Here is a 21,544-nt window from a genome sequence, read left to right on the forward strand (position 1 = left end):
GGGGGTGCGCGCGGGCACGGCTGGCGCGGGATCTGGGGCGCAAATAGTAGCGGGATTCGGACTGCGGCCGCTACGACTTTTTTCGGGGACGTTGCTGCGGTAGCATCGGTGGCCTGATTGCCGCCTGGAGCGATGTCTTGAACGCTAAAACCGAATTCCCCGACGGCCTGGCCCGCTGCGGCTGGGTGGATACGTCCGCCGAATACATGGCCTATCACGACAACGAATGGGGCCGCCCGCAAGGCGATGACCGCGCCTTGTTCGAACAACTTTGCCTGGAAGGTTTCCAGTCGGGCCTCAGTTGGCGCACCATTCTGAACAAGCGCCCGGCGTTCCGGCGCGGCTTCGCGGATTTCGATCCGGCCAAGATGGCGCGCTTCGGTGAAAAGCAGGTAGCCGCCTTGCTGGCCGACGCCGGCATCGTGCGGCATCGCGGCAAGATCGAAGCGGTGATCAACAACGCGGCCCGCGCGTTGGAAATGATCGAAAAGGAGGGCTCGCTTGCGGCGTTCTTCTGGCGCTTCGAAGCGCCGGCCGGCGCGCCGTCCACCTTGGGCGCTTCAACCTCCGAGCAATCCGTGGCCTTGTCCAAGGCGCTGAAGAAGCTGGGCTGGAAGTTCGTGGGGCCCACCACCGTCTACGCGTTCATGCAGTCGGTGGGCATGGTGAACGATCACAGCCCCGGGTGCCATTGCCACGCGCTCAGCGAAAAAGCGCGCAAGGAATTCAGGCGACCGGCGGACCGGCGGCCGGTGTAGCGGCGGGCGCGGCGGCTTGCTCGGGCACGTGGCCCGGCAGGCTGTAGCGGCCTTCGCGGTAGGCCCAGCTGGGCCACAGCGCGTGCGCCAGCGCCTCTGTCGCCAGCGCCGGGTCCAGCGCCACCGGCGCGTAGTCTTCCGGCGCGGTATAGCGATACTGCACGGGCGTCTTGTTGGGCGCCAGTACCAGCAGATCGTTTTCCTTCAGATAACCGTAGGTGCTGTCGTACTGCATGATGGCGCGCCCCGGCGTGCTGCGCGTCAGGTCGTGGCCGATCATCGGGTGCTCGGTGTCCACGCCGATGAGCGACAGCAAGGTGGGCGGCAGGTCGATCTGGCTGATCAGGCGGTCGTCGCGGCGCGCTTCGATACCAGCGCCCAGGATCACGGCCGGGATATGGAAGTGGCGCACGGGCACCAGGCTGGCACCGAACACACGGGAATCGTGGTCGGCCGCCACCAGGAAGACGGTGTTTTCCCAATAGGGCGATGCCTTGGCGCGTTCGAAGAAGCGGCCCAGCGCCCAGTCGGCGTAGCGCACGGTGTTTTCGACGGTGGCCGGGTTGCCTTCGGTCTGGATGCGGCCGGCGGGGTATTCCCACGGCGAATGGTTCGACACGCTGAAGGCCAGCGTGAAGGTGGGCTGGTCGGCGTCTTCACGCAGCAAGCGATCCAGCTGGTTGAACATGTCTTCGTCCGACGCGCCCCAGGTGCCCACGAAGGCCGGGTCCACGAAGTCCGCGCGGTCAACGATCTGCTTGAAGCCATTGCCCAGGAAAAAGCCCTTCATGTTGTCGAAGTGCGATTCGCCGCCATAGATGAAGCGCGAATGGTAGCCGTGGCGGCCCAGCAGATCGGCCAGCGAGAAGAAGCCGCGTTGCGAGCGGGGCAGTTTCAGCACGGCTTGCGCAGGGGTGGGCAGAAAACCCGTGACCACCGCTTCCAGCCCGCGCACCGAGCGGGTGCCGGTGGCGTAGGCGCGCGTGAAGGCCCACGATTCCCGCGCCAGCGCGTCCAGCTCCGGCGTGAGGTCGGCGCCGCCCAGGCCCGCGCTGTACTGCGCGCCCAGGCTTTCTTCCAGGATGATCACCAGGTTGAGCGGACGCGGCGTCTTGCGCGTGGCGGGCTGGCGATGCAGGCTGGGGTAGTCGGGGTTGGAAGGCGGGTTGGGCAGTTGGGCCTGCGCCAGCACCAGGTCGTGCATCTTGGCGTCGTCCATGCCGCCGTACACGTCCGATGCCGACTTCTCGTTCTTCATGCTGTAGATGGCGTAGAACACGTTGTAAAGCGAGTTCAGGGCCAGCGTGTTGAGCATGCCATCGGAGCAGTAGGCGACCGAGGACGGGTTGATAGGGCGGTGGCCCAGCGTGCCGCGGATGGCCAGGATGACGATGGCCAGGATGGCCACGCTGGCAAGCGGCATCTGCCACCAGGTCAATTGCGCATCGGGCTGGGCGTGGCCGAACAGGCCGAACGCGCCCCAGCCAATCACCGCCAGCCCGCCCAGGCCGCCCAGCAGCGCCAGCTTGTAGCCGCGCCAAAGCATGCCGGAGACTTCGCGCGGATGCTTCAGGTATTCCACGAACAGCCGGTTGGGCCGCGAGTCGTATTCCAGGATGAAAGGGGGCGAGGCGACTTCCAGGAAGGCCAGCAATATGAACGCGACCAGATACCAGTAGCCGGCGATGGTCGCGGCGATGGGGAAGTGCCCCAGCAGGGGCGACAGCACCGCGGGCAACGCGGCCAACACGGCGATCTGGTGCGCGTCGATGCGCAGGCCGCCCAGCAGCAGCGGGAACAGGCCGCCAGCGTTACGCACGCGCTGCCATTGCCAGGCGGCCAGCGCCAGGCGGCTGAGCGTCAGCAGCGCAAACGCCGCCACCACGAAAATCAAGGTTGAATGCCGCATCGGGCCTCCAGGTTGTTCTGCTATCCGACCCATTGGGGCGGAATCAATCGTCCGCGCATTGGAGCAGGGCGCGCGTCGAAAATTCAGTGAGGTACTGCCTTCCGGTCACTTTCCGGGGGTCATAGCCATTTCGTTTTGTAACTGCTTGGCGCCAGGCCGGGAACACGGCGTGCTGCGCAAACCCGCAGGCGGCGATGTGTCGCCGTGCGGCGAAGGCCGGCCGGACGTTTCGCGGGCGGAAAGATCCGCACACATTATGGGGCCGGTTGGCTTAACCCTTGCGGTGCGCCGCGATACCCTTACCGGTAACAGAGGGCCGGCGGTCGGAGGCCGGCCACAACGCCAAGGATAATAACCATGACGCGCACAAGAAAAATAGCGATCGGGATTGTAGGGGGTCTGGCCCTCGTCGTGCTCGTGTTGGGAGTGGTCATCGCCACTTTCGACTGGAACCGGGCCAAACCCATGATCAACGAGCGCGCCAGCGCCGCCATCGGCCGACCTTTCGCCATCAATGGCGACCTGAGCGTCAAATGGGAGCGCGAGCCCGACGAAGGCGGCTGGCGAGCCTGGGTGCCATGGCCGCACATCATCGCCAACGATATCTCGGTGGGCAACGCGCCATGGGCGAAAGCGCCTCATTTCGCCACGCTCAAGCGCGGCGAGTTCAGCCTGGCGCCGCTGCCCCTCTTGCGCCAGCGGGTGGTCATTCGCCGGATCCAACTGACCGAGCCCGCCGCCGACCTGGAGCGGCTGGCCGATGGCCGCGCCAACTGGGTCTTTACCTTGCCCGAGACCGGCGAGCCCTCTCCGTGGGTGCTGGACATCAACGAAATCGGATTCGACAAGGGCCGGGTGGGGCTGGTCGACGAGGTCCTCAAGGCCGACTTGACCGTGCTGGTGGACCCGCTGGGCAAACCCGTGCCCTTCGCGGATGTGGCCGGCTCCGCCTTCGTGCCCGAGGACGGTGCGGCGCCCGCACCCCGCGACTACGTGTTCGGCTGGAAGGTGGACGGCAAGTTCAAGGGGCTGGCCACCAAGGGCGAAGGCAAGGTGGGCGGGATGCTGGCCTTGCAGGATGCCAAGCAGCCGTTCCCGGTGCAGGCGGATGTGGCGATCGGGGGTACCAAGGCGTCGGTGACGGGGACGTTGACCGATCCGGCCAACCTGGGCGCGCTCGACCTGCGGCTGAAACTGTCCGGCGCCTCGATGGCGCAGCTGTATCCGCTGACGGGCGTGACCTTGCCTGATACGCCGCCTTACTCCACCGATGGGCACCTGGTCGCCAAGCTGAACAACCCCGGCGGCGCCGTGTTCGACTACAAGGATTTCAACGGCAAGGTGGGCAACAGCGACTTGCATGGCGACATCACCTTCGCCTTGGGGGCGCCACGGCCGAAGCTCACCGGCAAGCTCTCGTCGAAGCAGCTGCGCATGGTGGACCTGGGGCCGCTGATCGGCGTGCCTGCGGGCGGCACGGCGGCGGCGCCCGCCGACCGCGCCAAGGATGCTCCCGCCAAGCCCAAGGGCGGCAAGGTGCTGCCGACGCAGGCTTTCCGTACTGACCGCTGGCGCGACATGGATGCCGACGTCTCGCTGGACGCGGGGCGCATCGTGCATGACAGCAAGCTGCCGCTGTCGGACCTGACGGTGCACGTGGTGCTTCAAGACGGCAAGCTGACGCTGGACCCGTTCCGTTTTGGCATTGCCGGTGGCAACATCAACGGCACCATCAAACTGGACGGTGCCAACGAAGCTTTGACCGGGCGCGTCGATCTGCAGGCGCGCCGTCTGCGCTTGAAGCAATTGTTCCCCGCGACGGAAGCCATGCAGAAGACGCTGGGCGAATTGAACGGCGATCTGGCGATCAGCGGCACCGGCAATTCGGTGGCGGCGTTGCTGGGCTCGGCGACGGGCGACGTGAAGATGCTGGTCAACGACGGCGTCATCAGCCGCAGCCTGATGGAGATCGCGGGCTTGAATGTGGGCAACTACGTCATGTCCAAGCTGTTCGGCGATGACGAGGTGAAGATCAATTGCGGCGCCGCCGACCTCGCCATGAAGAACGGCGTGATGACGCCGCGCGTGTTCGTGTTCGATACCGAGAACGCACTGATCAGCATCACCGGCACCGCCGATTTCAAGAACGAAACGATGGACATGGACATCACGCCGGACAGCAAGGGTTTCCGCATCTTCTCGTTGCGCTCGCCGCTGTACGTGCGCGGCACCTTTGGCTCGCCTGACGTGGGCGTGCATGTGTTGCCGCTGGCCGCGCGCGGCGCAGGTATGGTGGCATTGGGTGTGCTGTTGACGCCGGCGGCCGGTTTGCTGGCGCTGATTGCGCCCAGCACCACCGACGAGAACGCCTGCGGCCCGCTGCTGGAACAGATGCGCAAACCGCCCAAGGCGCCGGCGCCTGCCGCGCCGAAGGGGAAGTAGCCGCACGCCGGGCGCAGGCGTCTGGAGGGTCAACCCGGCAGGTTAGCCCCGCAGCTCAGCCCGGTGACACGCGTCGCGAGCCGTCGCGCGCGTCGTCGTCGGCGACGCACACGGTGTTGCGGCCATGGTTCTTGGCGTAGTACAGCGCCTGGTCCGCGCGTTGCAAGACGGCGTCCAGCGTGGCGCCGTGATCGGGGTAGCGCGCCACGCCCACCGATGCGGTGATGGGCGAACTGATGGCGCCCGGCGCGGGCTGCGCCGCCAGCCGCTGGCGCAGGCGTTCTGCTGCCGAGACGGCCGCGGCCAGCGATGCGCCGGGCATCAGGATGACGAATTCTTCTCCGCCGGAGCGCGCCAGCGTGTCACCGCTGCGCGAGCCTTCGCTCATCAGCGTGGCCAGGGCTTGGAGGGCGCGGTCGCCTGCCGTGTGGCCATAGCGGTCGTTGATGGCCTTGAAGTGGTCCACGTCCAGGACCATCAGCGCCACCGGAGATTCGTCGGCTTGCAGCATCGCCAGCGCTTCGTCCAGGCCGCGTCGGTTCAGCAGGCCGGTCAGCGTGTCGGTCGTGGTTTCACGGCGCAGGTCGCGGATCTTGTGATGGATCGACGCCAACCCCATCAGCAGCGCACGCTTGAGTTGTGCCGCCTCGAAATACCAGGACCGCACATTGTGGATGCGGGCCGCCGAATCCGGATCCTGCATGTGCCGCGCGATGCCCGCCAGTTCGCCCAGCGGGCGCGCGATCCAGCGCGACAGCAGCCAGATCAAGATCACCGACAGCAACAGCAGCGGCAGGGCATTGCGGGCGGTGGCCATGAGCAGGTCGCTCAAGGGTTGCAGGGTGCTGTCCACCGGACGCTGCGCAATGATGCTCCAACCGGTGCTGGGCACTGGCGCATAGCCCGCCAGCATGTCGCGGCCCTGGCTGTCCGTGAAGCGCCGTTCTCCGGTTTCGCCGCGCCGGGCCGCGGCGAAGGCTTCGTCGTCGGGCGCCTTGTGCCCCAGCCGGCTGCGGTCGGGGTGAAAGATCAGCGTGCCATTGCGGTCCACCACATACAGGAAGGAATCGTCGCGGTAGAAATGCTGGCCCAGCAGGCGGTCCAGCACATTGTCTTCATGTAGGTACAAGGTGCCCGCGATATAGCCAAGATAGCGATAGTCGTGGGAGAAGAGGGGGTACGAATACAGAATCAGCCAACGGCCAGTGCTGGTCTGGTAGGGCTCGCTGATGATGGGCTGCTTGGTTCGGATGGCGGTCTTGGAGGCGTCGCTCGTCAACTGCTGGCCCAGCAATTCCGGATAGGCGGAGGACACGGCGATCACCTTGCCCTGCGGCGACACCACCACGCTGGAATTGAAGTGTCCCAGCTGTTCCTGCTGCCGCCGCGTCTCTTCGGCCATCAGCGCGGGCCGGGTTTCCATGTCGGCCAGCACGTCAGCGCTGTAGGCCAGATACCGCCTTACGTCATTCAGGAAGGTATCGGTGGTCGAGGCAAGCTTCGAAGCATAGACGCGGTTGACCTCCAGCGCGTTGTGCAGCAACAGATCGCGCTGCACCAGATAACTGGCGTGCAGGCCGCCGGCCAGCACCAGAATGACCGACAGCAGGCTGATCCACAGGATCAGGCGCCGAAGGTCGATGCGGAACATGGCCGACTCCGTCAGGATCGGGCGGGGCCCGGCGGTACGCCGGAAGGGGGCATGGCCCCCGTCAGCGCGTCCCAGGCGCACATGGCCTGACGCGCCACCGCTTGCAAAGTCTTGCGGGTGGCACCGTCGCGCGCCTGGATGGACATGCCGTGCAGTACGGTCGTGTAGAAAGCCGCGAGGCTCTTCGTGTCGGCGCCGGCAGGCAGCTCGCCTTGCCCGACGCCCGCGTTCAGTCGGGCCAGGATGCGGCCTTGCATCTCGCGGCGGTTGTCGCACAGGAAGCCGCCGACGCTGGCGTGGTTGACGCTGCCCGACGGCGCGCCCAGCACGATCATGCAGCCAGGCGGCAGGCCGGGGGCGGTGAAGCGTTCGGCGGCGGCCAGCAACATGGACTGGATGCCGCCGCGGGCGGTGGGCGCGTCTTGCAGCGCGCGCCGGGACGACCCGCCTTCCGTTTCGCGGTAGAGCTCGACCGCTTCACGAAATAGTCCTTCTTTTGAGCCGAATGCCCCATAAAGGCTGGGCGAGTTGATGCCCATCGCTTCCGTCAGATCGGTTAGCGATGCTCCTTCATATCCCTTCGACCAGAAGACTTCCATGGCCTTTTGCAAGGCCTGGGCCCGGTCGAAGTTCCGGGGGCGCCCACGTTCTGCCATGGGGCGATTTTACTCGCGACCGATATTTTGTGTTGATCGATAAAAAAATGATTGACGCGCGTGACATGGCCCGGCGATGATATTTGTACTGATCACTACAAATTAAGGAAGAACGATGGGCAACCTGACTGGAAAAGTGGCTTTCGTGACGGGCGGCAGCCGTGGCATCGGCGCGGCCATCGTGCGGCGCCTGGCGGCCGACGGTGCCGACGTGGCGTTCACCTATGTCAGCGCGTCGTCTGCGGACGCCGCGCAGGCGCTCGCCAAGGAACTGGCCGTGGACGGGCGCCGGGCGCGCGCCATCCAGGCCGATTCCGAAGACGCGCTGGCCGTGCGGCAGGCGGTGGAAGCGGCCATCACGGAGCTGGGGCCGGTAGACGTACTGGTCAACAACGCCGGGATTTTTGTCGCCGGCCTGATCGGCGACACCAGCCTGGACGACTACGAGCGCACGATGGATATCAACGTGCGTGCGCCTTTCGTCGCGATCCGTACGGCACAGGCATCGATGCCCGACGGCGGGCGCATCATCAATATTGGCAGCTGCCTGGCCACGCGCGCCGGCCGCGCCGGCGTGGCCCTGTACTCCGCCAGCAAGTCCGCGCTGATCGGCCTGACGCAGGGCCTGGCGCGAGACCTGGGCACGCGCGGCATCACGGTCAACGTGGTGCACCCCGGCCCGATCAACACCGACATGAATCCGGCGGACGGCGAACGCGCGGGCGAACTGGTGGCCGTGCTGTCCTTGCCGCACTATGGCGAAACGCGCGACATCGCCGGGATGGCGGCCTTCCTGGCGGGCCCTGAGGGCCGCTACATCACGGGCGCGAGCCTGGCGGTGGACGGGGGTTACGCCGCTTGATATCGCACGTCAGAAAAGTTTTTTCGCACACGACTTGCACAAACCAAAAAACCTACATATAATCTTGCTTCTTCGCACTACACACATAACGAAACGCAGACAGCAGCAACGTATCGGCAACGATAAGCGGCAGTTGAAAACGAATCGGAACTGAGTGGATTGCAGGGCTGTTAGCTCAGTTGGTAGAGCAGCGGACTCTTAATCCGTAGGTCGAGTGTTCGAGCCACTCACAGCCCACCAGAATTCCCAAGGCCGCTATCGATCATGATCGATAACGGCCTTTTGCTCTGGGCGCCCGGTAAGCCGGCAAAAGATAGGCTGGCCGAAGTTCCCCGGCGGCTTCACAAGCGCCTGTTGTCCGACCTGGGCGCTTGTTCACCTGCGATAGACGATAAAGGCGCTGGCAACTTCCATACGAGTTATTCGTAGGTCAAGGTAAACGTCATGGTCGTGTTGGCGGTGCCGGGAGAAATCGGCCCGCCGGTCTGTACGTAGCGAGCCTTGAGCGGAATATCAAAAGAACCGCCCCGGTCAGACCTGTATTGGGTCACTGTCTGCGCCGTCCGCAAGGGAAACGCTGCGTCGGATGCCGTCAGGAACTGGACGCCTACCCCTTTGGCCGACGACCGGCTGTCCAGCGCCACTATGCTTTGATTCCCGATTTCCGCCGTATTGGGGTCTAACCGCACGGTGATCCGGTTCATGTTGGCCGGGCAATTCAGATTGATGCCAAAGGACTTTAGCGGTCCATTGACGCCCTTGAAATCCGATCGACCCACGCGCTTCATATCGACCCAGACGTCGCTAGTCGAGCACGTCAGTACGTTGATGACCGTCGCTCCAAGCATCACCCGCAGATTCGTGGCGAGCGGGTTGCCGGGCAGTCTGGTATTCGATGCATCGCGGGCGATCGGATAGCCTTCAAAAGCGAGAACCGGATTAACTCGCGTGCCCTCCGCGATCGGAGCGTACCGGATGAGTTTGGCCCTTACCGTGGCGCCAACGGCAAATATCGAGGGCACATTGCCGCCGCACAGACCTAAACTATTCAATCTATCGAACTGTGACTGTTGCGTCTGTTGAGCGTGGATGTCGTTACAACCGGGGCCCGCAGTAACCCGAACGCGCGGTCGAAACGAAAAGATAACGCCCACGCCTGGCGCTTTATCCAGGGCATACACCGAATAGGTGAGGCCATCCTCCACATAGGTCCGTATAGGCGCGGGAAGCATTACTCTGCCGCCGTATCCGGCAGCTGCCGCGAATTCGAGATCCTCGAAGCGAACTACGGTCGAGAACCTGCACACTCCCCGGGTGGGCGCGTCGACGACCACCCAATTGGTCAGTGCAATGACTTGGCCGGGCTGGCTATCACGAGGCACGGAAATGGTGGCGGGTAGTTGAAGCGTTTGCGTTATTGATGCGCTGACGTTGTCGCAGATGGCATACCGAGCGTGAACCAATTGAGCGTGTGTAAGGGACGGCCCGGCAAGACCTGCCACGCCCAAGACGGCGCAGAGCAAATTGGGAAAGCGCAAGCGAAGCAAGGCGGTGGACATGGTGGTCATATTCTGTCGGAAAAAAAAGATAGCCGGGGGAGAGTCAAGGTCTGCCCAAAGGTTTGGAGACCTCGGGAGGTTGGCAATGCAGACCCTCTACAACCTGCATCCGTTGTGCCTTATCCGCCGGCGGGGGAATCTCCGCAGTGATGGCGCAATGGCCCAAATCTCCGTCGCCCCATTTGACGGTAAGCGTTGTCGGGCCCGCCTCCAGGCCGTTGGCCAGGATGCGGCTACCCTGTGAGACGACACCGACCGTCTTGCCGTTGGCATCGAAAACTTGGGCGCCAAATGGCAGGGGGGCGCCCCCCGCTTGGCGCACGTGTAGCACGAACGTCCTGCCACGGTTGACGGTCTCAAACGGAATCCGGACCACGGCGCCGGCCGTGGGAACCACGCGCTGCTCCGTCGACTTGAACTCCACGCCCAGGGGAATGCCCTTGGGATCGATCGTGATGGAGTTGTGCTCGTACGGCATGAGGTTTGAGACTAGCGCCTTGCCGCGTCCGTCCAGGCGCTGACCCGGCACGTTTCCGACGCTGGCGCCCGCGCCATCTGGGGCCTCCAACACGGCATAGGTATCGCCCTGATCGGGCGAAAATGCGACGCCGCCTCCGTACGCAACGATGCCGCCGCTCAGGCTGGCGCCCGCTTGCGTGTAGTTCCTGCCGGTACCCGCGCTGACGTTCATGCGCGTCCCACTGGCGCTGTAATCAAGTGAGCCGCTGACGTTGGCGTCGCGCGCGCCGCCGTAGCGTTGCGCATTGGCGGTCACGCTGTATGCAAGATTGCGATCTTGGCTAAGCATGCCGGACACCGTCTGGGATGCGGACGTGGTGCCATTGGAGTTTCGCTGCAACGTGGTGGACGCATAGGTCGTGGAATCTCGCCCGCCCAGCGGGAAAGATAGATTCAGCATGTACTGGTTTTCCCAGCGCTGCGAAAACACGTCCAAACGCCGGGCGACCGAGACCGAGTAATTCATCGAGCGGTAACTATTCGAGTAGCCGGCGCTAGCCTCGGTGCCGCGACCGGATTGGTGCCAATAGTCCTCCACGGAACCAGTCATATACAGGGACCCGTAGCCTGGCGCCAATTGCTGCGACACATTGGCCTGCAACCGGTTGCGCCGGGCCTGGAAGTCGGATCGCCCCCCCCGGTCCTGCCATTGGCGCAGTGCCATTGTTTCGCCGAACTCGCGATAACCTTGGGTGGAGTAGCGGTAACCTGCGATCAGCACATTCGTCTTAGTTGCGTCGACATAGTTTGAGTAAGCAAGGCGAACGCTATGTCCGGTGGTGGACTCTCCGCCGCCCAGGTCCGCGTTTGCGCCCGTCACATCCAGGCCAAAGGCGCCAATGAGCGTGTTGATCGAAGCGCCGGCGACCGCCGCCCGATAATCACGGGATCCGATGAAGCCGCCGTAGCCGGTCAACAGGTTGTTGAACCCGTAGGTCAGGCCGCCTTGAACGAAGGCCGGCTTGTCCGAGAGTTGTCGATCTCGGTACTGCCCCATCGTGAGCTGATAACGGATCCCGCCTTCTCGAAGGGAGTTGACCGTAGCCGCGTATGGGATACGGGAAACCAGGACGCGGCCATCCGCTTCCGTGACTTCAACGGTAAGGTCGCCACCGAAACCATTGGGGTAAATATCGGTGATTTCAAACGGCCCTGAGGGCACCGTGGTTTCATAGATCACGTTCGAAGACTGAAGAATGCGCACCCGGGCATTCGAGTTCGCAATGCCCCGTACCACCGGCGCGTATCCCCGTTGTGATTGCGGCAACATGCGCTCATCGGAGCTCAGTTGAACGCCGCGAAACCCTATCGACGAGAACAGCCGGCCATCGGTGAAGGTGTCCCCGATCACGAGTTGGCCCTTCAGCGGAAGAACCGAGCGCGAGGCATAGGTTTGGTTGCTGGTGTATTCGGCCCCGGCGCGATTGCTCCAGGAGTAGTTGCCCTGATGGCGAAACCGCCACGCGCCAAGGTTGAATCCACCGTTCAGCCCCAGGTAGCTGAAGCTGTCCGACGCGCCCGAGCGGGGCTTGGTCGAATAGAAATTCCAGTTGTAGTTAAGGAGTCCGGCGGCGATGCCGTCATCCCACAAGCTCGGGTCTACATAGCCTCTCGCGCCGCGTAGCAGCAGCGCCTGTGGAATCGTGATGTCCAGCCGTTGCTCGCCGGCATCATAGCTATAGCGGCTTCCAGGTACCAAAGCGCTCAAGTCACCGCACCTGCCTGCATCCAGGTCGGCGGCCACCGTGCCGATCTTGCGCTCGTTGACTTCCAGGCGACGCAACAAGGGAAGGTCGAAGCATGGAACGGCGCTCGGCATCCCGGCCGACTGCTGAAAAACGACCGTGTACTTGCTCTGCCACTCGTCGTTCAGATAGAGATCAACCCCATAGGCGCCTGGTAAGACTGAATTGCCCTGTTCAAAGCGACTCACGTCCATAGGCGTTCCCGCTGACCGGAGAAAGCTCTGGTTGAACCGGACCTCTTGCGCATGGCTGGCTACCGTGGCGCCGAAAGCCAGTGTCATGGTCTCAGCGAGTTTGCGATAGGCGCGGCGACGCGATCGTTGCGAAAGAACGCTATTCATGGTGGTATCTGGATGCAGCAGCAGTGTCGTTTCGCGTCTACGTCGGCGCAGCATGTGCGCGTCAGGTGCTCTCGTCTGCTTAGTGGTGGGGGCGCAGGCCTACCGCAAGACCGCTTCGCCTTTGGTTTGGCCGCCGTAATCGTTGATGATGCTGAAGTTCACCGCGTCTCCGACGTTTGCGGACCCCTGTTTGAGACGTACCGTCAAGGTCTGGCCGGGGGCCACCATCGATTGGTCCTCAAACACCAACTCCTGCGTCGGGCTTTTGACGTTTGCCGACGAGAAAGTGATATGGAATTTCGAGCCATTGTGTATGGCGACCGAATCACGTCCTTGGACTTTCCAAGACAGCTTGGCGGGCGCTTCCTCGGCCGCCTCGGTCAACTGCGCGGGGCGTAGGAAAAGCTTGATCCGCGAACGAAACGCGAGCTGAAGCTTGTTGGTATCTTGCTCACTAGACTCGGGGGGGATGTCAAGAACGTTGAACCAGTACAAACGTTCTGCGTCACCCTGGATCGCCTCGCCCGAATAAAGAATCCGCACGATCTGCGATTTGCTTGGGTCCACACGCGCCATGGGCGGCGTAAGGATGAACGGAACGACCGCTTCGGCGGCATTCAGGGTGGCATTGCCGTCATCGATCCAGACTTGGGTGAGCGAAGGAGCCGATCCCGAGTTTTCTAACCTAATCGACACTTCTTGCTCGGCCGCCGGGTAGACGATGCGTGTGCCATGAATAACGACTGCCGCCGAGGCGGGCAGAGCGCAAACCAAGCATGATGCGGCGAACCCGAGAGTAATTCGGCGCAGGAAACGGCAAACAGGACGTTGGATCATGATAAATGGCGGGGAGCAGCGGGCCACACGGTAAATGCGACCCGACCGCAGTCCCTAGGAATTTAGCGATAGTTCAACGAGTAGACAGCCTGGGCTCGCACCAGACCCGCAGTCACCGTGGCGGCCGTGCGGTAGTAGCGCGCACCGTAGGTCAACGTTGCCGCGCCTGACGCGATTTCGACGAAGTTGGTGTTCTGCGCTTCCTCGGAGGTGCCGATATTGATTTGGTTGTTGTTTTCAATGTTGAACAATTCGACGTCCACGCCCGCCGCGGAGTTGACTGCGGCCACGTTGCTCAGACGTCCGTCAGAAGTGACGCCAGTGCCGTGCTCGAAGAAGGCACGCACGCCGCCAGTGGGGGCCTCGCACTCCGTCAGACGGATCACGAAGCGAGTAGCGCCTGCGGTCTGGACGCCTTGCATGCGGCCAGCGGCAATCTTGGGCAGGGTGACGGTGATATCGCCGTTGCCGTTTTCAATTTTGCAAGTCTGGGAGGTAATTTCACCGTTGATGGTGATCGTGCCGCCGTTAGCTTGCGCCAGCGAGGGAAGGGTTGCGGCCAGAGCCAGGATCGAGGAAGCCAGAAGAGAACGGTTCATGGTATGAGCACTAAATTAAGAGATGAGATCGGTTTGATTTGGCGTTGCGCAACAGAATTTCCGCAACGAAATCATGCTATCAACCGACGCTCTCTCCCAACATAGGGCGCACTCCGAAAATGCAGCTCAGGCTCGCATAATGTGTGGCTCGACCCGCTTGCGCAGAAGGCGCGAGTGCAAAAATGGGGCAGAAGGTTGGGCGGCCGCGCCCAACGCGATATGGTGCGAAAGGCGCGTTCACCTAGCGCGAATCTGCATCCTACGTCCTGGCCGGGTTGGCACCTGCCCACCTTTCGATGGCATCCTGCAGTTTTGCCAGCAGGATGGGCTTGCTGATGACGCCATTCATGCCGGCCTTTGCGCAACGCTGGGCATGCTCCGCACCCGTGGCTGCTGAAATCGCGATGATGGGCGTCGCTTGCGTGCCTTGCGCTGACTCGTGATTTCGAATCGTCTGGGCCAGCGTATAGCCATCCGTGTCCGGTAGATCGCAATCCATCAGAACGAGGTCGTAGCAGCGCTCCCGATACATCTGGAGCGCCTGTGCACCGTCGCCCACCACCGACACGCCGTATCCCAGGCTTGCCAATTGCATCTGAAGCACAGCTTGGTTCGCGGGTAGATCCTCCACCAGCAAAATCTCCAGGCGCGCGCCTGTCGAGGTTGCTGCCTGCGCGTCGGACTCGCAGGCCTGCTGCGAAAGATAAACATCGACCGGAAGCGTCAGCGTCACCGTCGTCCCCACGCCTGGCGCGCTGCGAAGCGCGATGTGCCCCTTCATGAGTGTGACCAATTCGCGACAAATAAGCAGACCCAGGCCAGTGCCTCCGGGCCGCCTGGATGGGGAGCCGATGACCTGCGCATAAGGACGGAACAGCTCAGCCTGCGCCTGTTCGGGTATGCCGATTCCGGTGTCGGACACGTGTATCTCGAGCAGGCCACAGTGCTCGGATCCAGAGATGCGCGAGAACGCGATGGCGACATCAACCGCGCCTCTGTCCGTGAACTTAATGGCATTGGATACCAGGTTATGAAGAATCTGATTCGTGCGCGTGGCGTCCAGCATCAATCTTGCGCACCCATCGGGAACCGTTAAATTCAGCCCAATACCCTTCTCTTGTGCCTGCAGTCTTTGCAGGTCGACAACGTCGCGCGCAAGACTTGCAATATCCGTGGGCAGGTAATCCAGGACGAAATCTCCGGCTTCGAGCTTGGAAATATCCAGCACACCATCCAACAGGCGCAGCAGAGCGCTTGCACCGCTGTTGGCCAACCCCACCAAGTGCCGCTGCTGCTCGCCCATCGACGTATTCCGTAGCAGCTCCACCGACGCCAGAACGGTGTTCATCGGAGTGCGGATTTCGTAGCTCATCACTGACAGGAAAATCTCTTTTTCCCGTTCGCTCCTGACCGCCCGTCGGTACTCTCGCCACGTGCGATATGTCAGAAATCCCAGCAGGCAGAGCGTTGCCAACGCGGCCAGGCCCTGCGGGCCATAGTGCCGAATCAGCGTGGACAGCGGTGGGGCGCCCAGGTCAATATCTTCGATCCAAGCCTGCCGCAATTCAGCCGCTCTCTGGGCGGAAATGGACCGTAGCGCCTTTTGCAAAATGGACCTCAGCAAAGGCTTGTCTTCAGAGACGGCCATGGCGAGCTCGGCGGTCATTGATGACAGCACCCCTGCAATCTGCAATGTTCCCGCATAGCGGCGATTCAGGTAGGGCGCCAGAAAGAGTTCAGTGCCGATCGTGGCGTCCGCCTCCCCCCGGGCCACCATGTCCAATACCGCTGTGCCTACTGTTTCGGCAGTCAGCTTGATCTTTCCCACCTTACCCTTTAGCAAATTGGCGTATGGCGCGTGCTCGAGCACCACGACCGTCTTGTCGGCGAGTTCGTCCAGTTCTGTCACGGCATGCTCATGCGCCCGCGTCACCACGACTGTCGCACTGACGATGTAGGCAGGTGTAAAGAGCACGCCCGGCGTACGGGGTACGCGCCCGAGATTTCGTGAGGCCATCGATAGCATGTCGATTTCCCCCGATTTGAGCCAGTCCAGGCGCGACTGGACACTTTCCGCGGGTTTGAAGGTGAAGGTCAATCCAGTGCGAAGGCCGACTTCCCTTATGTACTGAACCGGCAATCCCCGCGCGGTATCGTCCTCGAGGTACTCAAGCGGACTGCTATTGGGCATCACGCCCACTATTACGACCGGGTTTGCGGCGATCCACGCCTGCTCTTCGCGGCTCAAATCCAGTATTGGCAGCGCGGCCAATGAAGGGGCAGTGCTGGAATTGCGGATTGCCGTCACGCCCAGAAAAAGCGCTGCAATCAAGATGCAAAAGCACACGCCGAGAGCAATCAGGATTCGCTTCGGCAAACCACGGCGCCGCGTTGTCCCCTCGGTCCTTGTTGGCAGGCGGGGCAGCATTTTCGGCATCAATGAGCGCCCTTTGCGGCAGCGATAATGCGCCGGAGTTCAAGGTCCGCGTCTTTGATTACCTGAAGGACGTCCTCGGCGTCCATGTCCGGGCCAGAATCCAGCAATTCTTCGAGGCCTGTCGCCAATCGGCTCAGCGTTAGTAATCCTAAGCTCATGCTGGCACCGCGCAAGCGGTGCGCGTGATGCTTCGCCCTGGACACGTCGCCTTCCGCCCACGCGGCAACCACCATGCTCAGATCCTCTTGCACAAAGCCCAAAGCGATATGTGCATCCATTGTGGGGGGCGCAGGTGCACTGACGGGCGATTCCTCGTTCGGCTCAGTCAGCGACACCCCGCACAAGTTCTCGATGGTGCTCTGCAGCTTGGCCAGCCGGATTGGTTTGCTGAGTACCCCATCCATGCCAGCGTTCAGACATTGCAGGGTGTGCGTGCTGCCCGAGATTGCCGAGATCGCGATGATCGAACAGGGTGACGCGCCCTGCGCGGCTTCGAGTGCGCGGAATTTCCGGGCCAACGTGTAGCCGTCCGTATCGGGCAAATCGCAGTCCATCAGAACCAGGTCATAGTTCGCTTGTTGGAATGCCAGCATGGCCTGTGCGCCATCCGCGGCAAGTCGGACTTTGCATCCCAGACGGTCCAGCTGCGCCTGAATCACAAACTGATTCGCGGGCGTATCCTCCACCAACAAAATGGCGGCGCTGTCGAACTCCGAGGACGCCGCCGGCAGGCCTGCATCCTTCGGGGTGCCTTCGCTTGCGGCGGCGCTCGTTACCGGCAACGACAGCGTTACCGTGGTCCCGGTCCCCAGCAAGCTGTGCACGGAGATGTGCCCATTCATCCGCGTGACAAGTTCACGGCAGATTAGCAGGCCCAGCCCTGTTCCGCCGTCACGCCGCCTGATTGCTTTCTTCATTTGCGCGTAGGATTGGAACAATCGGGACTGGGCGCTTTCGTCGATTCCAATCCCGGTATCCGCAACCTCGATGCGTAGCACGCCGTCGGGCGCGCAATCTTCGTGGGGCAAGAATGCAACCGTGATTGTGACCGATCCTGTAGGCGTGAATCTGATCGCATTGGACACAAGGTTGTGCAGAATCTGGGTCGTCCGCGGCGCGTCCAGCAGCAACATGCCACATGAGTCTGGAAGCATCGCAACGAGTTCGATGCCCTTTTCTTCCGCTTGTGCTCTGAAAAATTCAGCCACTTCCCGCGCTAGCGCGGCGATGTCGGTCGGCTCAAACTCCAACACGAATTTGCCTGCCTCCAGCTTGGTGATATCCAACACGTCGTTGAGTAGACGCAACAGCGCCCCGCCGCCATCATGGGCCAAACCGACTAATCGCCGTTGTTCGCTATCCAAAGGGGTACGCTGGAGTAATTCCACCGATGCGAGCACCGCGTTCATGGGGGATCGAATCTCGTGGCTCATGACGGCAAGGAACATGGCTTTCTCGCCTTCGCCCCGAACGGCCCGTCGATGCTCGCGCCGCCAAATGTAGGCTAGCCCGCCCAACAAGATACAAACCCCGGACAGCAACAAGCCTTGCTGGCTGTAATGCCGGACGAGCACTCCCAGAGATGGCTCGCCAAAGCGCACTTGTTCGAGCCACGCCTCATTCATCCGATAGGATTCCTCCGCGGTAATTTGTTGCAGCGCCTTCTGAAGGATCGAGTACAGCATCGGCCGATCGCTAGAGACCGCCATGCTCAACTCGGCGTAGACAGATGAGATCACGCCCGATACTTGCAGTATTCCGGCATAGCGTCCCGACATGAGGGGAGAAAGAAACCCGTCTAGGCCGATTGCCGCGTCGGCTTTTCCCGTAGCAACCAATTCAAGTGTTCCCACGGCCCCGTCGCCGGTAATGATCCTGGCCTTCGGCAGGACTTCACGAAACTTGGTTTCGAAGACGCTGTATCGCGGCACGGCCACCGTTTGACCATCGAGTTCGCCCACATCCACCATGAGGGGGGCTCCCGTTTGCGTAACGATGATGGTCGCGCTGACGTAATAGGGGGCAGTGAACAGGGAATCAGATGGATCAGACGGAGAACGAATGTTGCGGACGGCAAGTGCGAACATGTCCACAATGCCGTCTTTCGGCCATCCTGATACCGACGTGGGTCTGTCGTTGATTTCCCTGATCTCGACTTTCAGCCCGGTCAGCCGGCTGACCGCCTTCAGATATTCGGCTGACAAACCCCTGAGTTGTCCGTTTACCGTGTATTCCAGTGGCGCGACGTCCGTCCGGACGCCCACCATCACGACCGGATTCGCCACGATCCAGGCACGTTCTTCCTTGGTGAACTTATCTGACTGGACTGCAAATGCCGACTGCGCCAGCAACCCCGACCACACTAACAACGCTCCAAGGAAACGTCCGAGGGGCGTGCGCGGTTTCATAGTGAGTCGATGATGTGCCGGACCTTGAACAGGCCGTTGTTTGACGTCACGCCGAGCTTGCGGAACGCGGCCGCCTTCTGACTACTGATCGTCTTTATGCTTCGGTTGAATTTTTCGGCGATTTGGGTCACCGTCATGCCGTCGAGAAAACAGCGAATAACCTCGCGCTCCCGGGCGGATAGCGCCGCGCCGTAGACAGCGTCGCCCGACTCGTCACTTTGCACGGGAACGTGGTTGGTCGTAGCGTCGGCCAAGCGGAATGTCATCTGTGCTTCAAGAAAAACGGCGCCGCTGGCCACCACTCGGATGGCGCGAGCGATCTCGGCCATGTCCTGCGTCTTGGAGACAAATCCCCGCACGCCTGCCCGGAGCACCAGGGCCACGGTAGCCGGTTCGTTATGTGCCGAGAGCACGATTATGTGGGATGAGGGAAACCGGAGGCGCAAAGCGCGGATCAAGGCCACGCCGTCCATATCGTCCGGACCCAGTGCGTAGTCGATGAGCAATACATCGGCGGGACTCTGGACAACCCCAGCGATCATCGCCCGGCTGCTGTTGTAAACCCCGGTGATTTCTATGCCGATTTCAGATTGCAGGTGAGCGACGAGTCCGTTTCGAACGACGGCGTGATCATCCAAGATAGCCACGCGCACACTGCTTGCAAAGGTGTTCGACACGATAGTCGCCTCTCGCCATAATAAGAACGATATCGGAATAATCCGGAGCAGTTCTTTAATTTGATGGATAAATACTACGAATTCCCCGGTGCCGCAATATGGCGGCCGCCATTTTTTTGGTTGTGGCGGGCCGTATCAGGTGGGCAGTAAGGCCTATTGCCGCGAGTCGCGATGTGATGGCGGGTTCAGTCCATTTGCAAAGCAGCACGAGGCCGCATTCCAGATGCTCGTAGGTGGTCACCGCCATGCCGAGCCTGCTCTCAAGCCTCGCGTGCTGAACCGTCTGCCCAGACTTGCCGATTCGGTCAAAAATTCGAATGTCATACAAATTGGGAGGAGGTGTGCGGCAGAGGGGGGCTGGAGAGTATTGCGTGCGTGATGTTTTTGAGTGCCACTGCCGCGTGCGGGCTTGCCGATATCTGCCGTACCGGTTAGTCCCTATACGTTCGCACCCCAGCACCACTTCTGAGACGGGCTGCCGTGGATGCTACTTGCAGATGTGGGATTCGAGATCACATGGCGGGACTATATGAAGCTGCCACTTTTCAGGAAATCAGCGCACTCCTAAAAGCAAAGCTAAGAACGTCAAGAATCGACAAGTTTGGATCGCCTGTGTCCCAGATTTGTCCAAGCTGCAGTCATCGTTGTCTCCCGGTCTGCGCTGCGATCGCACCTCAATTCACTACGGATGCGCTCTCAATTTCGTCCCAGTCCGATTTCTCAAATTCGTTCCCGACACTACAGTTGTCGCTCACAACCTTTTTCATCTGAGCGACCAAGCATGGGACATGTACATCTAGAGGAAGCCTCTTCAGCGGTATTCAAGACGCTTTACGTCGTCGCTTTCACTCCTGATCCCGAGCAGGCCCGAGCAGTCACCGATACGCTGACCCTCTTAGGTATAAGCCGATTCGAGCATGCCGCGCGCCTCGAAGACGTGGAAACGTTGGTGCGGACGGCTCCGGTGGATGTCATCGTATGTGGCATCTACCCGGGCTACGAAGAGGGGTTGATGCTGCCCAGTTTGCTACGAACGATGAGAAGGGACGGCAGAGTTCACGAGGCGCCCCGCATCCTCTGGTCGGTGGAGTCGGCACCCGACGCGCGCCATGGCGCATACGATTCAGCCTCTTCGGGGGAAGACTCGAAGCCGGTTCGCCCAGAGCGGGACAAGCGTGGAGAGGTGTCGTTACAGGCGCTGGAAGCGCATGCCAGGCTGGCACGGCATGCCGGCATCAACGTCGGTATTAGCCGGGGCAACGAAGTGGCGCGGTTTGCCGCGACGTTGGATTTTCTTGTGCATACTCAGACCTCGGTCTTCCAACCCGCGGTTCCCTACGACGAACTGCCGCTGGAGGACGATCTGATCGCCGCGGTCAGTGGTGGAACGGGTCTGCATATTGTCTTGCAACCGCAGTACGACCTGCAGACGAAGGCGATTGTCGGGGCGGAAGCCCTGGCCCGTTGGACGCATCCCGAACACGGCAACATATCGCCCACGGTGTTCATCCCGATCGTGAACCGGCTGGATCTGAACCTGATGCTGTTCGGCTTCGTGAAGAAGAAGGTGATTGAAATCCTTGAAATTCTCCATGGCCGCGGCATCGACATCCCGATTGCCGTCAATGCATCGGTGAAGACAGTGTGCACGAAGGGCTTCGCCAAATTCCTCGCCCAAAAGATGGAGCATGCGGGCCTGCCTCCGCACTTGCTCAAGATCGAGCTGACCGAGGAATTACCCGTGGAGGATCCTTTGCTCTTGTCCGGGGCTTTGAATTCGCTGCGTACACACGGATTCCTGACGTCATTAGATGACTTCGGATCCGGCTTCGCCACCATGAACTTGCTGGCCACAATGCCTTTCGACGAGGTCAAGATCGATGGCTCATTCGTCAAGGAGATCGATCAGAAAGCGCCTTCTAGAGGGGTTATCGCGACGATCGCCTCGTTGGCAAGCCTGCTGAATATGAGTCTGGTGGCCGAAGGCATTGAAGACGAGTCCAGTATCGCGACCCTACGCCGTCTGGGTTGCAACAAAGGGCAAGGCTTTGCCCTGTCCAAGCCGTTAGACGGGCTCAACTTTCTGCAGCTTTGCATGCCCGTGGACCGCACGCCATAGCGGCTCAGAAGCTTGGCGTGGTCGC

General features: G+C 61.7%; 14 protein-coding genes and 1 tRNA gene. 5 read left to right on the top strand and 10 right to left on the bottom strand.

Going from position 1 to position 21,544, the window contains the following annotated elements; translation table 11 throughout:
* Nucleotides 1-137: 137 nt before the first annotated feature.
* The gene (locus tag CEY09_RS03870) at nucleotides 138-758 is read left to right on the top strand and encodes a DNA-3-methyladenine glycosylase I (RefSeq protein ID WP_088587646.1); all 621 of its coding nucleotides are present in this window, start codon (nucleotides 138-140) and stop codon (nucleotides 756-758) included.
* Here CEY09_RS03870 and CEY09_RS03875 read toward each other — a convergent pair.
* Nucleotides 727-2,667 (bottom strand): LTA synthase family protein, encoded by a 1,941-nt coding sequence (locus CEY09_RS03875; RefSeq protein WP_088587647.1) that lies wholly within the window; start codon nucleotides 2,665-2,667, stop codon nucleotides 727-729. The genes CEY09_RS03870 and CEY09_RS03875 overlap by 32 nt on opposite strands.
* A 357-nt stretch (nucleotides 2,668-3,024) precedes the next feature.
* On the opposite strand from CEY09_RS03875, the gene CEY09_RS03880 reads away from it, so the two are divergent.
* Nucleotides 3,025-5,109, top strand: a complete 2,085-nt coding sequence (locus CEY09_RS03880; RefSeq protein ID WP_088587648.1) for an AsmA family protein — start codon at nucleotides 3,025-3,027, stop codon at nucleotides 5,107-5,109.
* Nucleotides 5,110-5,164: 55 nt separating this feature from the next.
* Here the strand turns inward: CEY09_RS03880 and CEY09_RS03885 are convergent, their stop codons facing one another.
* Both CEY09_RS03885 and CEY09_RS03890 read right to left on the bottom strand, forming a co-directional pair.
* Nucleotides 5,165-6,760, bottom strand: coding sequence for a sensor domain-containing diguanylate cyclase (locus CEY09_RS03885; protein ID WP_088587649.1), 1,596 nt, complete (start codon nucleotides 6,758-6,760; stop codon nucleotides 5,165-5,167).
* A gap of 11 nt (nucleotides 6,761-6,771) precedes the next feature.
* Nucleotides 6,772-7,416 (bottom strand): TetR/AcrR family transcriptional regulator, encoded by a 645-nt coding sequence (locus tag CEY09_RS03890; protein WP_006226306.1) that lies wholly within the window; start codon nucleotides 7,414-7,416, stop codon nucleotides 6,772-6,774.
* Nucleotides 7,417-7,531: 115 nt separating this feature from the next.
* Here CEY09_RS03890 and CEY09_RS03895 point away from each other — a divergent pair, with 115 nt between their 5' ends.
* Nucleotides 7,532-8,278 (top strand): SDR family oxidoreductase, encoded by a 747-nt coding sequence (locus CEY09_RS03895; RefSeq protein WP_088587650.1) that lies wholly within the window; start codon nucleotides 7,532-7,534, stop codon nucleotides 8,276-8,278.
* 164 nt (nucleotides 8,279-8,442) lie between these two features.
* Nucleotides 8,443-8,518, top strand: a tRNA-Lys gene (locus CEY09_RS03900).
* Between the two features lie 179 nt (nucleotides 8,519-8,697).
* Here CEY09_RS03900 and CEY09_RS03905 read toward each other — a convergent pair.
* The 7 genes from CEY09_RS03905 to CEY09_RS03935 all read right to left on the bottom strand — a co-directional run bounded on the left by CEY09_RS03905 (nucleotide 8,698) and on the right by CEY09_RS03935 (nucleotide 19,400).
* Nucleotides 8,698-9,837, bottom strand: a complete 1,140-nt coding sequence (locus CEY09_RS03905) for a fimbrial protein (protein ID WP_158218646.1) — start codon at nucleotides 9,835-9,837, stop codon at nucleotides 8,698-8,700.
* A 43-nt stretch (nucleotides 9,838-9,880) separates the two neighbouring features.
* A complete protein-coding gene (locus CEY09_RS03910; RefSeq protein ID WP_158218647.1) occupies nucleotides 9,881-12,442 on the bottom strand; it encodes a fimbria/pilus outer membrane usher protein in 2,562 nt (853 codons plus the stop codon).
* Nucleotides 12,443-12,541: 99 nt separating this feature from the next.
* Nucleotides 12,542-13,279 carry a fimbrial biogenesis chaperone gene (locus CEY09_RS03915; protein ID WP_088587653.1) on the bottom strand — a complete coding sequence of 246 codons (738 nt, stop codon included), beginning with the start codon at nucleotides 13,277-13,279 and terminating at the stop codon, nucleotides 12,542-12,544.
* 62 nt (nucleotides 13,280-13,341) lie between these two features.
* Entirely contained in the window at nucleotides 13,342-13,878 is a 537-nt protein-coding gene (locus CEY09_RS03920) for a fimbrial protein (protein WP_088587654.1), read from the bottom strand.
* Between the two features lie 259 nt (nucleotides 13,879-14,137).
* Nucleotides 14,138-16,255: an ATP-binding protein gene (locus CEY09_RS03925; protein ID WP_158218648.1), complete on the bottom strand. Its 2,118-nt coding sequence runs from the start codon at nucleotides 16,253-16,255 to the stop codon at nucleotides 14,138-14,140.
* 59 nt (nucleotides 16,256-16,314) lie between these two features.
* On the bottom strand, nucleotides 16,315-18,723 hold the full coding sequence (locus CEY09_RS03930; RefSeq protein ID WP_088587656.1) for an ATP-binding protein: 2,409 nt from the start codon (nucleotides 18,721-18,723) through the stop codon (nucleotides 16,315-16,317).
* The gene (locus tag CEY09_RS03935; RefSeq protein WP_337360708.1) at nucleotides 18,720-19,400 is read right to left on the bottom strand and encodes a response regulator; all 681 of its coding nucleotides are present in this window, start codon (nucleotides 19,398-19,400) and stop codon (nucleotides 18,720-18,722) included. The genes CEY09_RS03930 and CEY09_RS03935 overlap by 4 nt, the downstream gene beginning before the upstream one ends.
* A 781-nt stretch (nucleotides 19,401-20,181) precedes the next feature.
* Here CEY09_RS03935 and CEY09_RS03940 point away from each other — a divergent pair.
* Nucleotides 20,182-21,519 carry an EAL domain-containing protein gene (locus CEY09_RS03940; protein WP_158218649.1) on the top strand — a complete coding sequence of 446 codons (1,338 nt, stop codon included), beginning with the start codon at nucleotides 20,182-20,184 and terminating at the stop codon, nucleotides 21,517-21,519.
* Nucleotides 21,520-21,544 lie beyond the last annotated feature (25 nt).

The organism is Achromobacter marplatensis, from assembly GCF_002209535.1.
Classification (GTDB): domain Bacteria; phylum Pseudomonadota; class Gammaproteobacteria; order Burkholderiales; family Burkholderiaceae_B; genus Achromobacter; species Achromobacter marplatensis.

Excerpts from the sequence above, each read along its gene's own strand:
- CEY09_RS03920 (WP_088587654.1), bottom strand. The coding sequence starts at position 13,878 with ATGAACCGTTCTCTTCTGGCTTCCTCGATCCTGGCTCTGGCCGCAACC.
- CEY09_RS03875 (WP_088587647.1), bottom strand. The coding sequence starts at position 2,667 with ATGCGGCATTCAACCTTGATTTTCGTGGTGGCGGCGTTTGCGCTGCTG.
- CEY09_RS03940 (WP_158218649.1), top strand. The coding sequence starts at position 20,182 with ATGGGACATGTACATCTAGAGGAAGCCTCTTCAGCGGTATTCAAGACG.
- CEY09_RS03905 (WP_158218646.1), bottom strand. The coding sequence starts at position 9,837 with ATGTCCACCGCCTTGCTTCGCTTGCGCTTTCCCAATTTGCTCTGCGCC.
- CEY09_RS03915 (WP_088587653.1), bottom strand. The coding sequence starts at position 13,279 with ATGATCCAACGTCCTGTTTGCCGTTTCCTGCGCCGAATTACTCTCGGG.
- CEY09_RS03910 (WP_158218647.1), bottom strand. The coding sequence starts at position 12,442 with ATGAATAGCGTTCTTTCGCAACGATCGCGTCGCCGCGCCTATCGCAAA.
- CEY09_RS03890 (WP_006226306.1), bottom strand. The coding sequence starts at position 7,416 with ATGGCAGAACGTGGGCGCCCCCGGAACTTCGACCGGGCCCAGGCCTTG.
- CEY09_RS03885 (WP_088587649.1), bottom strand. The coding sequence starts at position 6,760 with ATGTTCCGCATCGACCTTCGGCGCCTGATCCTGTGGATCAGCCTGCTG.
- CEY09_RS03930 (WP_088587656.1), bottom strand. The coding sequence starts at position 18,723 with ATGAAACCGCGCACGCCCCTCGGACGTTTCCTTGGAGCGTTGTTAGTG.
- CEY09_RS03895 (WP_088587650.1), top strand. The coding sequence starts at position 7,532 with ATGGGCAACCTGACTGGAAAAGTGGCTTTCGTGACGGGCGGCAGCCGT.
- CEY09_RS03880 (WP_088587648.1), top strand. The coding sequence starts at position 3,025 with ATGACGCGCACAAGAAAAATAGCGATCGGGATTGTAGGGGGTCTGGCC.